Genomic DNA, 13,872 nt, shown 5'->3' with positions numbered 1-13,872 from the left:
AAGGAGAAATGAACATGTCTAAAATCGAACAACGTCTAGCTGAACTAGGAATTACTTTGCCGGTATTGGCAGAACCCAAATTTCTGTACAAAACCGTTAACCAAACGGGTAACCTGATCTACACATCAGGCTTCGACTGCCGTATCGACGGCGTACTTATGTATGAAGGCAAAGTAGGTTCCGACCTGACGATCGAGCAAGGCCAAGAAGCGGCTCGCCAAGTTGTCATCAACCTTCTTGCTGCTATGAAAGCTCACCTGGGCGATCTGGACCGCGTTGTAAAGATAGTTAAAATCCTGGCTTTCGTCAACAGCGCACCTGGCTTCGGCGACCAGCCTTACGTCATTAATGCCGCTTCCCAGCTCCTGATCGACGTATTTGGTGAAGAAGGCCGCCACGCTCGCTCCGCGATCGGCACAAGCGACCTTCCATTCCATACTCCAGTTGAGATCGAGCTGATTGCTGAAGTTCGCGACTAATACGGTTTTCAGCCCACGAAAAATCCCCAAGCGAATGGTCGCTTGGGGATTTCTTTGTCGTTATCATCAGCATGTGGACACGCTTACGAGTTGGTTCGTTGTAAGATCAGAGCCTTATGTGGATTAGTAGAGAATAGTGCGTGTAATGATAACCAACAGAATAAATAGAACAAGGATCGCTCCAGCGTTGTTTGAGCAAGGATTGCCACAAGCTACGCCTGCTACTGGGTAGTGGGCGTTAGCACCGCCGGATACGTTTGCGCCAGATACGTTGGCTGCAGACATGTTTGCCGCGTAATTCAAGATGTTCAGCTCCTTTTTTTTGAAGGTACAGTATCCTATGTATTCTCCCCCAAGATGTATAGGCGAATCGGAAAATTGTGCGTTTGCCCTATCCCTTCCATTTCCCCAACACAAACGGCTCATTTTTCAAATTTAAACGTACTCATAATTTCCTCATATTCTTCCTTAGTGAGAGGTGGTGATGCAGTATGAAATGCAAATATATTATGATCATCTATAATAATCGTATGTCTGAGTAAGGTAGAGTTTTTTTCAACTGATGACTCGATAACATATTTATGAATGGTATACCCGTCTCTCTCCTCACTTGACGGTCCTTCAAATAGTTTGTTATTCGTTTCCGTCGAGGAGAGCAATCTCTTCATTTCAACTTTCAGCCACCAATCTACTCCTTCATCAGGAATATCAAACGTCCGAAATTCTATAAACTTCCCAGAATTCTCCTCTAATATTAACCTTTCGTTACTTCGATTCCATGATGAGGGATACATAATCGACCAATTGTATTCGCTTGTATGCTTTAATAGCCCATCCACTATCTCCGAAGGCTCAGCTATTGGTGAGGGTTCAACTGTTGGTGAAGGAGTAAGGGAAGGACTTGTTGTCTGTGTAGCAGGCTCTTCATATTGGTTCGTTATTAATGGTGTCGAAGTTGGCTTCTCTTTATCAACATCTGTACATGCAGACAGAAGTGACATCATTATCGTTACAAGAAGTGCAACACTAACTCTCTTCATGATTGGCCTCCCAGCTATTCCTAAAGTCTTATCACTTATTTGAAAGAGATAATTATGGAGTAACTATTGCGTTACATCCCCCGCCAGCTGAAACAATTGTACACTTATAGTAATCGTAATTATTAGTTGTCCCATTTGGATTGGTGCTCGGCTGCTCGTATTTAGGAATCATGAAAGCAGATTTGTAAGTGGCACTAGTATTGGGATTATCAACTCTCACCATCCAGTTAATTACTTGAAGATTACTATAAGCTTTACTAAAATCATAGCTATAATAATCCCCTGATTTAACCATCTGAACACTCGACCATGTAGAAGTACCATCTATACGGTGATATAACGTTGCAGAATTGGAATTCAAAGAGTTTTTTATTCCCAGGCTCATATCATAAGCGACAATTTTTGCAACATTATTACTCCATGATACAGTCGAAATAAAATCCATATCTCGGCCGTAATTATAACTATTATTCCAGTTATAATACGGCTCAGCTCTAACCCATACCTTGGTACCTAGTCGATCTGTTCTAGGACCAAAATGTAGATGTGGATCAGTCTTTCCACCCTCGCTTCCCGATTCTGCTACTTTAGTTCCGCTAGCAATAAAAGTATTATTTGCAACAAATCCAACAGCAGATAAGTGATCATAAAAAATTTGTAGGTTATCATTTTTCAACCCATCTCCATTAACATCACATTCAAATATTAAGTCATAGGTAGAAGTAGCATTTTGTGATGTTACCCACCCACTGCATATAGCTCTAACTTCAGTACCACTTACTGCACGAAGATCTACACCTTGATGAGGATTAGAACCAGTAACATTCCTTGGTTGATTAGACTTTGAAGTAACTACTGGATTTCCTGAGATAGGATACCCCAAAATATTACCCGGTCCTTCTCCTCCAAACCTTATGGTATAAGGAGCCGCTGAAATAGAAGTGGTGAAAAGTAAAATCAATAGACCGATATTAATTGATAACAAAATCATTTTATGCCTCAATATTCCCACCTCCAACATTTGTTTCCACGACCTTTGCTTTACTTTTATTATCTTCAATACTATTAATTAATATATCTACGTTATTGATCCATGATATATCTGAATAAAACATTTGGTTCTTAGAGCTTGCGAAAGTTTGATCACTTTTAGACTGAATATTTACAACACAAACCTCGCGTTCCCCATTCACTCCTGTATATTTTAGTGCAACGATCTTTTCTCCATCAGGCGAAAATGTTGCAGTAGGATCAAACTGAATGGCGTTTCCAACGTCCAACGTATAAACATCTTCATTGGAAATCAGATCAAAGACCCTGAGTTCTGTGCTTGGTCTATTGGGAGAGTAGAGTAATTTAGTTCCATCCGCCGAAATATCAAGTACATCAACACTCTTTAAAAGTTCTGCAATCCTTTCTCCACTTATGGATATTTTTTCGATAATATCTTCTGAATTATTATCATTTGTACGCTTAATCAGGATCTCATTCCTATTCGTCCAACCGATAACCCTTAATGACTGACTATGACTATATATCTTTGTCTCACTTCCGTCTCCCACATCAATCTTCCATATATCCATTCCTCTCCCATTCATATGAGAGCGATTGGAAACATACACTATAGATTCCCCATCCAGACTCCATTTAGGATCCCATGCCCAAAAAAGTTGCTGACCCTCTATAAGGGAATCTATTATTTTTAATTTATCATACCCATCCACATTATCTTTTGAAATATGAGATACCTCTAAGGATTCGGCATCAATCATGAAAATATTACCATCATCTGAAAAAAGATATTTCTCTTCATTTGGCGATGGTATTAATTCAGGAGTTGCAATTGTATGATCCGGTATTAATACGATTCCCTGATTTGAAATCACTTTGTGAAGATATAGTTGTTTTTCTGTTGTCACACCTTTTTGATAGGTTACATTATAGTACAAGACTACTGGTTCACTTTTCACTTCATTTGCTTCTTTTAATTCTTCATTGTAAGAGTAAAATTTCTGAGGGGAATAGAGTGGATCTGGTTTTAATGTTGCCAACTGATCGAACTCTTCTCCTTTAGCAATAACTTCTTTTCTTTGCTGACTTATAAGTATTTTTTCTTCAATTGATGGTGTCGTTGATATAAGATTTGCAGCAGCAACAAAGTATTGACCCCCAGCTAGCTTATTTCGAGACAAACCGCTTTCCTGTCCCGAAACCATATTTACTGTCAATCCAACTAAAAGCAACATTGACAATGCACTCAAAGCCACTAATACCTTACGTTTATCCAACTAACTCACTCTCCTCAATTTAATGTTTATTCAAACCAATCTAATGCATCACCTCCTCCTTAATTGATTATATTATAGTATTATTTTCTAGTAAATGATATTTTTATCTTTTTTTAAACTTTAAGGGTTATCTTAAATTCTACGAATGTTCGATAAGCAGAACATAGACAAGCATGAGCTAATCAACTGTTATCAGTAAAATAAAGACGCCAACTTTTTACAATTAGTTGCACCAATGCTCTGACTCACGTATTTGAAGAACAGATACGCCTAGTCTCTAGGCGATAGCCGAAGTTTAATGTCCCCCTGTTACTTGCCCAGTCACATTGAACCAGAGGCGAATAACATACAGAGTACTCAAAACGTAAGGAGGTGCATGTAACAATGTCCGGTTGCGTTGGTGGTGCTTACGGCAACAACTCCGTTGGAGCGATCCTGGTACTCTTTATTCTGTTGGTGATTATCGCTTGTAGCTGCTTTGGCTTTGGCGGCTATGGCGGTTTCGGCGGCGGTAAATGGTAATCTGACGTCTGATATGTATCCTCCATGCATGCAGACATGTTCGATGCCCTTAGCGGATTAGTTCACTCAGAAAGACTCGCCTCAGCGGGTCTTTCCTTCGAGGCATGAATGGACAAGACCTCCAAATCAGACTGATTATAGAAACGAATCCGCAGCTAATACGTACATATGAGTACCACACTTGAAAGGATGATCTCCTATGAGATACTCCATGGGCAACAACCCGATCACATGTCCCTGCTGCCGACATGACTCATTCCAGAAAGACTACAGACAACTCAACTCAAGAGGAGCTACATTTTTCGGCATCGATTGGGCCAATCGCAATGCGATCATCTTGGTTTGCGAGCAATGCTCCTACATTTCCTGGTTTTTGAATGAACCTGATGAGCACAGACGTTAGTAGCTTTGGACAATAAATGAGAGCTGCCGCTGGCAGCTCCTTCTAAATGTCGATAAAGTCCAATGGACTTTTCGGCATTTTTATTTTTATGTGGTGGCTCGGCTCGCAGAAGATGAATATCTGCTTAGAGCGCTAAATTTTGCAATTACTTTTATCTGTCATTTTTTTAGAAGCAATGCTTCTCATAAGACTGAAATCGGCAAAACCGCTTTAAGGCGGTGAGAACGACTTAATGCGGACTAGGTGCGGCTTTCATAGGCATTAGAGCGATGAGAACGACTTAATGCGGACTAGGTGCGGCTTTCATGGGCATTAGAGCGGTGAGAACGACTTAGAGCGGACTGGGTGCGGCTTTCATGGGCATTAGAGCGGCGCGAACGACTTAGAGCGGACTGGGTGCGGCCTTCATGGGCATTAGAGCGGCGCGAACGACTTAGAGCGGACTGGGTGCGGCTTTCATGGGCATTAGAGCGGTGAGAACGACTTAGAGCGGACTGGGTGCGGCTTTCATGGGCACTAGAGCGACGCGAACGACTTAGAGCGGACTAGGTGCGGCCTTCATGGGCATTAGAGCGGTGAGAACGACTTAATTCGGACTAGGTGCGGCCTTCACCTACATCAGAATGGCGTCCACCTACTGTCGGCGGCTGTGACGATTTGGAGTCGCCAGACAACTTTGAACTCTAAGAGATGGCTTCTTCAGAGGGACTCTCGGCCTGTCGAGACTTACTTGACAGGCAAAGAGAGCTGCCGCTGGCAGCTCTCTTTTTCATATTCGTATTCATTAGCTAGTTAATCAGTCCCGCTTGTTCTACTCTTCCAATACATGATCATTCTGGTGCACCTGAATGCTAAGCACGAGTCCAATCGACAGCATGTTCGTTAACAGCGAGCTGCCTCCGTAGCTCACGAATGGCAAGGCAATGCCAGTCAGCGGCATTAATCCGGTATGCATGGCAATATTTTCGAAAATTTGCAGCACCAGCATCGCAATAATACCAACGACAACATAAGAGCCTGCAAGGTTTCGACACTTATACGAGATGATAATCATTCGATAGATGAGCAAGAAATAGAGCAAAAGCAGCATCGTCGAGCCGATAAAACCAAATTCCTCGCCTATCACAGCGAATATTGAATCTGCATAATGGTACGGAACATATCCGCCCTGCACAAGATTACCCTGCTGAAATCCTTTTCCATACAGCTCACCCGAGCCAATCGCCGTCTTGGCATTTTTCACATGCCAGCTATTCTCCGGATCAAGCGTCGGATCGATGAACGTCTGTATTCTCTCAAGCTGATGCGGCTTGATGACCTTGGAGAACAGATCAAATTGCACAAAATATAAGGCCGTGACTCCAGCAGCCACAATCAGTAGGGCAGACAATCCGATGACTACCTGCTTCCAGCTTATATTGGCCATCCAGAGGATGCTAACCAGAATGCTGATAAACACAATCGACGTACCCAGATCGGGTTGCTTGAAGACAAGGTAAAACGGAATAAAAAACATCACGAGCGCTGGTACAATATCCTTCCATATACGAAGCGCTTGACCTTTGCGACTCCCTAGAAAGTGGGACAACGTCAAAATAAAAGCAATCTTCACCAATTCAGATGGCTGAAATTGCTGTGAGCCGATCTCAATCCAGCGTGTAGAACCGTTCAGGTTGACGCCAATAACTAAGACTAGGACCAGCAAGATGATGCCGATAACATAGGAAGGATAAGACAAATAACGAACAATAATTCGATAATCGATCATGGCGACGAGCAGCATCGGGACGAGCATGATGGCGTACATCTCGATATTGGCGACATGCAGTCCTTCGTAGCGTGTGCCCATCGTGGCACTCTGAATAACCATCGTGCTAATGCCCGCAAAACATAATACGATACCGAGAATGACCCAATCCAATCGTCTAGCTTTTTGAATCATAATACGTGATAGACCTGCTTTCCGACCGATCCATAAGTCGATCTGATATCCGTACAGCTCTATTGTACAAAAATGTAAGTCCTCCATTCAACCAGAACGAGACTGTTACCCCATCAGCTTGCCAAATCGGGAGGCTCCAATGAGGTCAATTGCTTCTGCAAGGCGTCCAAGCTCTCATCGTCTACCACGACGAATGGACTTTGCCACTGCCCTGGGAACGGCAAGCTGTATATATCTTCTGTTGTAATTTTTCCGTAATAGGCTTTCACCATAGAGAGCATCGTGCCGGGCGCCATATCGGTCTTCAAGTTAGAGGTGACAATATCCATCATGTCAAAGGTTTTGGGGAGGCTGTTCCAGGAGTTCAGCTTCTGTACCAGCGCGGCGATGACCTGCTGCTGCCGCATGCCACGCTCAAAGTCATTGGAATGGTAGGCTTCCCCTCGATTGTCCTTGCGAAACCTTGCATATTGCAGCGCCTGTTCCCCATCAAGCACTTGCAGCCCGGGATAGAGCCTAATGTACATGTTTTCGCTGGGCGCGTCATATTCCATACGTCTTTCTACATCGATTTCAATACCGCCTACTGCGTCAACCAACGATGTCAGCGTTTCGAAGGATACGAGAAAGGTATACCCGATATCAATGTTGAAGTAACGCTCAATCGTCTCCCTTGTCGTAACCATCCCAGAGCTTATGTATTCCTCCGCAACCTTTAGCTGGCCCAGCTTTACTTTTTTGCCGGAAAGCAGTTCCGGATGCTCCCGCGCTTCACGCACCGCATATTGGTATCCGTTAGCGAACGTAGAATTAATTTTGGCACCTGTTCCGCGTGTATTGGTAATGCGAAGGTCTCTTGGAATGGAAACTAGCTTGATGCTGTTCGATTGCGGAATAACGTGCGCTAACAGCAGCGTATCCGTATTCATACCGCTATGGCTGTCGCTATGATCCAGACCAATAACCAGCATGTAGAAATCTTCCTTCGTTGCCTCTATGTCATACCCGATGAACTCTTCCTCATCATCTTGGTTTCCTATCGTCTCCAGCATTTCTCTGTCCAAGATCGGATTGTTCAAGTTAATAGTCGTGCCTGATAGATGCTTATACACGGCGAAGCAACCAGTCAATATGAGCAGCAATACAAATAACAACACAATGTGCAATCGATTCATTCTCAAACGAAATACCCCTCCTGAAGCATGCCGCAACAAGTGTAAGGTGGGTCGCGACGTTGTCATTAATATATCGATCTGTTGACAAATTGTCAACAGATCGATATATTAATTGAAATCAAAATGTACTTTGCCGCATAATGATAAGAACGAGGGTATTAACAGAAGAAAGGATCGTGCGTATACCATGATCGATCAAAACAACAGGAGTCCGCTGGGCGAACTGATCAAAAGCAAACTCAAGCAGCACGCTTATTCTCTGCGTAAATTCAGTGAAATGACTGCTGTCGACACCGCTACCATCTCCCGAATTATTAACGGGAAGCGAAAAGCGACGCCGGAGCATCTGCAACGATTTGCCGAATGCCTTCAGGTTCCGGTCTCGGATTTATTCCTGGCCGCAGGCTACCCTGTTGATGCACAGCAGACTGAGCTGCAGTCGTCCGTATCCGATATTCAAGACATTCTTGCCTCGTTCAATCTGAATACACAATCCTACAGCCTCGCCAATGTGGAGCATGAATTGTCCAAGTATGAGTTGTTCTCCCAAACCGAAGAAGGACAAGCAACGATCCTCAATAAATTTCAAGAGAAGCTAACCAAAGCAGGAAGCACCGGACCCTATATTCAATTTCTGAAGGATATGCACGAAAAGTTTCGTACCAACAAAGGAACATGGTTCGAGCGCGCCTTGATTGGAAGCGCATTGATATACTTTATTATTCCGACTGACTGCATTCCGGATTATATCTTTCCGCTTGGCTATATTGATGATGCTATTGCTGTCAATTATGTGGTTCAAAAGCTGCATCTTCGAAACTCATCGTTGATTTAGACACTAGCTTCAAACGGTCGAGCCCAATTCGAATCGCGATAGCATCGTCCAAGTATCCGATCGGGAACAGATAATCCGGTATGACATCCGTAGACAAAATAAAATATAAGAGAACGCCACCCAAGATGGCTCGCTCCCGCCGCTGAATCGAGATGTCCGAGAAGGCTGCGTACATCTCCCGCAATTGCATGATAAACGGACCTGTGCCGTCAATCTGCTGCGTCTTTTTATGAAATCTCTCATAGATTAGCTGCTCTCCTTCCTCCGTCAGTGCATACCGCTCATAATTCTCCAATTCCCGCTCCACTAACGACACGATATTTCCATGCCCGATCTCATCCAGTCCCATCGTCTCCTGAATCATCCCAATGTAAGCACCATAAGAGGTTTCCGTTCCTTCTTCCTCTTCGCCTATCTCAATTCCGGCAGCCATCAGCCATTGCTTGAGCGGTATTTGAAATGTTTTTGCAAACAGCTGGAGATGCTCAGGCTTCGCCATTTGTTTGCCATTGATCATTCGAGAAATCGTGGAGGCATGAATGCCGGTAAGCTCTGCCAGCTTGCGCAAAGACAGCGAATGCTCCTTCAGCAACGACTTCAACATCATCCCTATATTGCAATGAGACGGATTGTTGTCATTCATATAATCTCCTCCTTCCTTGCTTCAAATTTCGTTTATGCACTTTATTCGCGGATAGCAGGATAGGTGTGGATCTTATGCTTTCTTAGAAGCAGTTGTTGCTATATCAACAACAGCCGTTACTTTTTTGGCAACAAAATGTTTCACGTCCAGGCACTTCAACGAATATCCGCAATATACATGTATAAACCATCCGACAAAGGAGAGAGATTGACAAAATGACAACATGGCTTCTGATTGCTGCGCTGACCATTTCTTCAAGCATTGATAACCTGGGGGTAGGCCTATCCTACGGTATACGCCAAATCCGCATCCGTATTCTATCCAATCTGCTAATGGCCGCCATCTGTTTCGTGTTTAGCTTATCGGGCATCTACTTCGGACTTTGGGTATCGGATATTTTGCCCGGCATCATTCCTGTACTGCTTGGCGTCTTTATTCTGATCGTATTCGGCCTTCGCATCCTATTGTTGACTGTGCCGCGCAGCCCATCTCCAGCTGAGAATTCTTCCACTCCACCCCCTCCTCGCAGCCTCAAAGACATCTTGAAAAATCCAGCATCTGTTGATTTCGATCGATCGATGAGTATCGGATTGTGGGAGGCCGTCATCCTCGGCATTGCTTTATCGGCGAATGCATTAACGAATGGGATTGGCGCCGGCTTGCTCGGTCTCTCTCCGCTAATCATTTCGCTGCTTGCCGCAATAGGGGGTTTTGTCACCGTCTGGTTCGGTGTTACATTCGGAATGAAGCTGTCCCACATCCGGATAGGGAAATATTCGGTAGGACAATTCGGGACCGTCATAAGCGGTGTGCTTCTACTCCTCATTGCGTGTTCTTTATTGCTGGAAATGTAGGGAGCCCTTTAATGGAATAGCCAAGAGAAAACGCTGCTTACTGCGGCGTTTTTTCTGCTGCTCATACTTTCTTGCTTCATAGTCTGGATCATTCGCGTTCAATCTCAGAAATCCCCTATGGCTTGATCGACCATCCAAAATAGGATACGATTAGTCAGATAAAAACTGGAGGGAGTATCGCATAGTGGAGTGGAGGAATTTATATCGAGGGGTACTGATGGGTATTACCGATCTCATCCCCGGAATTAGCGGCGGTACCATTGCCGTCATGTTGGGCATTTATGAACGATTACTTACAGCAATCAGCGGATTTTTCAGCAGCAATTGGAGGCGCCAAATTGGATTTCTGATCCCGCTAGCCCTCGGCATGGGATCGGCATTGCTCATTTTTAGCCGTCTCATCAAATATTTATTGGAGCATCATTATGAGCCTACCCAATTTTTCTTCATCGGCCTTGTAATCGGCGTACTGCCGCTGCTACTCAAACAGTCTGATGCTAGACGAAATTTCCGACCAATTCATGTTATTATGCTAATCATATCCGGTGCGCTTGTCGCTTCTCTTGCCTTTTTTAACGCGGATAAAACAGGCTTGCCGATTGACGACCGTTCAGCATTAACGCTGCTCGGCCTGTTCTTCTCCGGCTGGCTCGCCAGCATGGCAATGCTGCTTCCCGGCATTAGCGGTTCGTTCGTCCTGTTGATGCTGGGCGTCTATCCAACGGCTATTCATGCGTTGTCTTCGCTGGACTTCCTGCTGATCGCTGTCATTGGTGCAGGCGTCATGATCGGATTTGTCGTCAGCAGCAAAGGCATTAAGCTTCTGCTGTCTCGTTATGCCAATCTTACGTACGCCCTAATGATCGGCATGATTATGGGCTCTGTAGCGGTGATGTACCCGGGACTTGCAGGCGATACAGCTACCATCCTCATTTGCGTATTGACCTTTGTACTAGGACTCGCAACTACACTAGTATTTGGCCTTAGAAAAAAAGCATAACAAACCACATCAAGAGGCTTTGTCCAGTTTTCTACATGGATGCAAAGCCTTTTTTGTTTCGATGGAAAACCCACACAATTCCCAATTTAATCAAAAATTCCACTAATATCAAATGTACAGTGTTATAGGCGATTGGTTTGTGAAAAATTCAATCATTTACCTATTAATTGCGGCCATTCTATTCATAGCATTAGCATGCAACACAAATAAAACAACTGCTGTTGATGGGACTCGTGCAGTGAGCATAGACTTCCACCGTAAAGTATGACAAAGACATGTTGGTCCATGATTCCGATGCCATCATACGCGGGGTCGTGAAATCACAAGAGATTCAATCCGATTTTATGGGTTTTCCTTCAACAGATACTTTTATTAGTGTCACCGAAGTCTACAAAGGAACTCCCTAGGATGTGGTTGAGGTAAGAACAACAGGGGGTACGACCGATGTAATAGAACTATCATAGACCCAACTGTCTTTCAGAGTTAAATCTCTACCTTTTTGAAATGAGTTTGAAAGAAAGCCTCCACCTCATCTTCTGAGAACGTATGGGCCTTGCCCTGATCCAACAGCTCCTTTAATTGATCCCTAGTTGTTACTGCTGTTCCGATGTCATAAATCTCTACATAAACTTCATTAAGATCAACAATTCGGGCTAAGGCAAGCTGCGCTGCATATATACGGTCTTCCGCAGTAGCTTCCGGAAGGAATTTGATCGTTACGGCATCCTCTCCACGGAAGCTTATCTTAGAAAAAGTTTCGATATTGTTTTGAAGTACAGCGGTTAATCCCCCGTATGTATGAACTGACCAATACCTGTTTCCATCTTCATCTTGTGAAATATTAAAAGTACCCGCTTTAACCATTTCTACGTTGGTTGCTTCTTCTTGCTCGATAACAACCTTCTGTTGCGAAGTCAGTTCCAGTTGCGCCACCTCCATGTCTTCTTTATTAACGAACGCTTTTTTCTCTATATCTATGAGTTCACTGTTGATGCTGGTTGCCGCCATAACAAAGAAAGCTATACTAATTAGTCCAATTCCGCTAGAGATTAGCCATGTTTGGCATTTCATTTGAAACAGCTCCTTTGAATTGATAAATATATTGTAAGTGAGTAAAATCACTTTAATGGTAATAGAGATAACTTTTACTATAAACGCAAAACGCAACCAAAATGTTTCGACATGAAAATCAGACAAAGCATTTGCATAAACCAATTCTTGCAATAGGGGGCCATTCCTTGTCTATCAATCGTCTGATCAGGACAGAGCGAATCATCCATATAAACTTATGTTAAAGTTACTGATGCCTTTACTATTTGGGGTTTGAGCCTTAAAGTAGCCCGTACCGGGCGCATAAAAAACTTGAAACTACTCTTACTCTGCTCCGTAATCAGAAGAAACATGAGGGGGGACGTAGATGGAATTAATTATTCAATCTGGAGGTGCAATAGTGGTAATTGGAATGATTATAAAATTAATCATTACTGTCATTAGTGTCACAAAATTAACACGATTCGAAAGAATATTCATGACTGAATATAAAAAAATTACCATTTTTCTTACGGAAGTGATAACTGCCATATTAATTATAAGTACTTCAGTTACTTTAATATATTCTGTGACTGAAGATAACCCACGTTTAGAACAAATAGCAGCATTCTTTTTAGTAGTATTTATTGTACTTTCTGTTTGTCTAACGGTTATGTATAAGTTGATTACGATATTTGTAAAACAATCATTTCGATTTTTCTTTATAGATGAAAATGAAACCAAGCTCTATATTCACAAGATGTTAACTGAAACAGAAGTCATCGTAAGTGAAGATAGTAATTATAATGATCATTCCAAAAACTTCAGAATAATAAAAAGAGAAGATATCTATAGAAAAAATATAGAACAAGAATAAGCTGAGGTAATAATCTCCCTAACTCATCCAATGAACAAGAAACTAACGACGTAAGACCTAACGATTACTTAAGATAGAAACAATAGACAAAACCTCACTTCCTTCCGACACAGATAAAAGGCCTCTCGAAATCGAGAGGCCTAACTGACATATTGATTACTGAACGTTTTTGAATACGTCTGCTGCTGCATCATTATTTGTTTCGAGAGCAAAACGACCATTAGTCGGCCACTCCGAGAAGCCCGATTCTTTCAATGAATCATTGAGCTTGTCTGTAGATTCATATTCATATATTTTCACAGGGGATCCGTCCATATTAAAAATAACTCCGTCTTTAGCCTTAATCATTTCAAAAAATGGTTTTTCATTGGGGTCGACTTCTACTCCTGCCTCAACATACACAGAAATAAAATCCTGTAGTGTTCTCTCATCCTTTTTACTGTCTCCGCCATTCGAACAAGCCGAGACAACCACCATCGCTAATAAAAGCATGCACATTATAACTTTCTTCAAAACTTTCTCTCCTCATTTCTAATATTTTTCACAAACTTCCACATAATACGAGAATTTTCCTATTTACGTTTCATTTTTGCGTTTCTTTCTTCTCGACCTCAAGTAGTTTATTAATAGTCATTATTTTTTGGAGCTCCCGAGCGTATTTCTAATTTCTGTAGTATCAAAGCGCTAGTAACATTTTGCTCATGATAGTCGGTTATTGCAATAACTTTCCAATAAAAAACGGGACCCCTAAAGGTCCCGTTTTCCTACTGCATGGAGCGGTTTCC

At 42.8% G+C, this 13,872-nt stretch carries 15 protein-coding genes; 6 read left to right on the top strand and 9 right to left on the bottom strand.

Annotation, left to right across the window (positions count from 1 at the left end; all coding sequences use genetic code 11):
- Positions 1-14: 14 nt before the first annotated feature.
- Positions 15-479 carry a RidA family protein gene (locus DX130_RS21175; protein ID WP_116048782.1) on the top strand — a complete coding sequence of 155 codons (465 nt, stop codon included), beginning with the start codon at positions 15-17 and terminating at the stop codon, positions 477-479.
- Between the two features lie 123 nt (positions 480-602).
- Here DX130_RS21175 and DX130_RS26255 read toward each other — a convergent pair whose 3' ends face one another.
- From DX130_RS26255 to DX130_RS21155, 4 genes are all read right to left on the bottom strand, one after another.
- A complete protein-coding gene (locus tag DX130_RS26255) occupies positions 603-782 on the bottom strand; it encodes a hypothetical protein (protein WP_133297962.1) in 180 nt (59 codons plus the stop codon).
- Positions 783-901: 119 nt separating this feature from the next.
- Entirely contained in the window at positions 902-1,519 is a 618-nt protein-coding gene (locus DX130_RS21165) for a hypothetical protein (RefSeq protein ID WP_116048779.1), read from the bottom strand.
- Between the two features lie 52 nt (positions 1,520-1,571).
- On the bottom strand, positions 1,572-2,522 hold the full coding sequence (locus DX130_RS21160; protein ID WP_165861396.1) for a M23 family metallopeptidase: 951 nt from the start codon (positions 2,520-2,522) through the stop codon (positions 1,572-1,574).
- Positions 2,512-3,807, bottom strand: a complete 1,296-nt coding sequence (locus DX130_RS21155) for a TolB-like translocation protein (RefSeq protein WP_116048777.1) — start codon at positions 3,805-3,807, stop codon at positions 2,512-2,514. The genes DX130_RS21160 and DX130_RS21155 overlap by 11 nt, the downstream gene beginning before the upstream one ends.
- Positions 3,808-4,191: 384 nt before the next feature.
- Between DX130_RS21155 and DX130_RS26585 the strand changes: the two genes are divergently transcribed.
- Positions 4,192-4,329, top strand: a complete 138-nt coding sequence (locus DX130_RS26585) for a hypothetical protein (RefSeq protein ID WP_165861395.1) — start codon at positions 4,192-4,194, stop codon at positions 4,327-4,329.
- Between the two features lie 1,214 nt (positions 4,330-5,543).
- On the opposite strand, the gene rodA is transcribed toward DX130_RS26585, so the two are convergent.
- Together rodA and DX130_RS21140 are read right to left on the bottom strand one after the other, a co-directional pair.
- Positions 5,544-6,674: a rod shape-determining protein RodA gene (gene rodA / locus DX130_RS21145; protein ID WP_116048774.1), complete on the bottom strand. Its 1,131-nt coding sequence runs from the start codon at positions 6,672-6,674 to the stop codon at positions 5,544-5,546.
- A 113-nt stretch (positions 6,675-6,787) separates the two neighbouring features.
- Positions 6,788-7,849 (bottom strand): LCP family protein, encoded by a 1,062-nt coding sequence (locus tag DX130_RS21140; protein WP_240644643.1) that lies wholly within the window; start codon positions 7,847-7,849, stop codon positions 6,788-6,790.
- A 187-nt stretch (positions 7,850-8,036) separates the two neighbouring features.
- Between DX130_RS21140 and DX130_RS21135 the strand changes: the two genes are divergently transcribed.
- Positions 8,037-8,684, top strand: coding sequence for a DUF1232 domain-containing protein (locus tag DX130_RS21135; protein WP_116048771.1), 648 nt, complete (start codon positions 8,037-8,039; stop codon positions 8,682-8,684).
- Here the strand turns inward: DX130_RS21135 and DX130_RS21130 are convergent.
- The gene (locus DX130_RS21130; protein ID WP_116048769.1) at positions 8,635-9,327 is read right to left on the bottom strand and encodes a helix-turn-helix domain-containing protein; all 693 of its coding nucleotides are present in this window, start codon (positions 9,325-9,327) and stop codon (positions 8,635-8,637) included. The two genes, DX130_RS21135 and DX130_RS21130, sit on opposite strands and share 50 nt — an antisense overlap.
- Before the next feature lie 215 nt (positions 9,328-9,542).
- On the opposite strand from DX130_RS21130, the gene ytaF reads away from it, so the two are divergent.
- Complete coding sequence (ytaF, locus tag DX130_RS21125) at positions 9,543-10,181, top strand: sporulation membrane protein YtaF (RefSeq protein WP_116048768.1); 639 nt, start codon at positions 9,543-9,545, stop codon at positions 10,179-10,181.
- A 184-nt stretch (positions 10,182-10,365) separates the two neighbouring features.
- Positions 10,366-11,181: a DUF368 domain-containing protein gene (locus DX130_RS21120; RefSeq protein ID WP_116048766.1), complete on the top strand. Its 816-nt coding sequence runs from the start codon at positions 10,366-10,368 to the stop codon at positions 11,179-11,181.
- Positions 11,182-11,664: 483 nt separating this feature from the next.
- On the opposite strand, the gene DX130_RS21115 is transcribed toward DX130_RS21120, so the two are convergent.
- Positions 11,665-12,405: a hypothetical protein gene (locus DX130_RS21115; RefSeq protein WP_116048764.1), complete on the bottom strand. Its 741-nt coding sequence runs from the start codon at positions 12,403-12,405 to the stop codon at positions 11,665-11,667.
- 193 nt (positions 12,406-12,598) lie between these two features.
- Between DX130_RS21115 and DX130_RS21110 the strand changes: the two genes are divergently transcribed.
- Positions 12,599-13,087, top strand: a complete 489-nt coding sequence (locus DX130_RS21110) for a hypothetical protein (RefSeq protein ID WP_116048763.1) — start codon at positions 12,599-12,601, stop codon at positions 13,085-13,087.
- 156 nt (positions 13,088-13,243) lie between these two features.
- Here the strand turns inward: DX130_RS21110 and DX130_RS21105 are convergent, their stop codons facing one another.
- A complete protein-coding gene (locus DX130_RS21105) occupies positions 13,244-13,600 on the bottom strand; it encodes a hypothetical protein (RefSeq protein ID WP_116048761.1) in 357 nt (118 codons plus the stop codon).
- Positions 13,601-13,872: the final 272 nt, after the last annotated feature.

Origin of the sequence: Paenibacillus paeoniae, assembly GCF_003388735.1 — a bacterium.
Taxonomy (GTDB): domain Bacteria; phylum Bacillota; class Bacilli; order Paenibacillales; family Paenibacillaceae; genus Pristimantibacillus; species Pristimantibacillus paeoniae.
This window is presented reverse-complemented; position numbering and strand designations above follow the sequence as displayed.

Bases quoted from the DNA above. Each gene is read 5' to 3' on its own strand.
- DX130_RS21175 (WP_116048782.1), top strand. From the start codon at position 15: ATGTCTAAAATCGAACAACGTCTAGCTGAACTAGGAATTACTTTGCCG.
- DX130_RS21130 (WP_116048769.1), bottom strand. From the start codon at position 9,327: ATGAATGACAACAATCCGTCTCATTGCAATATAGGGATGATGTTGAAG.
- DX130_RS21140 (WP_240644643.1), bottom strand. From the start codon at position 7,849: ATGAATCGATTGCACATTGTGTTGTTATTTGTATTGCTGCTCATATTG.
- ytaF (WP_116048768.1), top strand. From the start codon at position 9,543: ATGACAACATGGCTTCTGATTGCTGCGCTGACCATTTCTTCAAGCATT.
- rodA (WP_116048774.1), bottom strand. From the start codon at position 6,674: ATGATTCAAAAAGCTAGACGATTGGATTGGGTCATTCTCGGTATCGTA.
- DX130_RS21110 (WP_116048763.1), top strand. From the start codon at position 12,599: ATGGAATTAATTATTCAATCTGGAGGTGCAATAGTGGTAATTGGAATG.
- DX130_RS21135 (WP_116048771.1), top strand. From the start codon at position 8,037: ATGATCGATCAAAACAACAGGAGTCCGCTGGGCGAACTGATCAAAAGC.
- DX130_RS26585 (WP_165861395.1), top strand. From the start codon at position 4,192: ATGTCCGGTTGCGTTGGTGGTGCTTACGGCAACAACTCCGTTGGAGCG.
- DX130_RS21165 (WP_116048779.1), bottom strand. From the start codon at position 1,519: ATGAAGAGAGTTAGTGTTGCACTTCTTGTAACGATAATGATGTCACTT.